We start from the raw sequence: 256 nt of genomic DNA on the forward strand, positions 1-256 counted from the left end.
GCTTCGCCATGGCCGCGATGGCCATGCTGTTGCTGAACATCTGGAGCACTCAGGACAACACCATCTACAACTTCGCCGTCGCCGGCTGCAACCTGCTGCGCACCGGGCGGCGCAAGACTGTGACCCTGGGTGGTGCGGTGATCGGCACCCTGCTCGCCCTGCTGGGCATGTACGACATGCTGGTGCCGTACCTGATTCTGCTTGGCACGGTGATTCCGCCGATTGGCGGGGTGATCATGGCTGACTTCTTCTACCG

1 pseudogene is annotated in these 256 nt (G+C 62.5%); it reads left to right on the forward strand.

The features are described from left to right. Positions 1 to 256 (forward strand): annotated as a pseudogene (locus tag AAEY83_RS16705) (cytosine permease); the annotation flags it as partial.

The organism is Psychrobacter sp. TB20-MNA-CIBAN-0197 (genome assembly GCF_040309765.1).
Classification (GTDB): Bacteria; Pseudomonadota; Gammaproteobacteria; order Pseudomonadales; family Moraxellaceae; genus Psychrobacter; species Psychrobacter submarinus.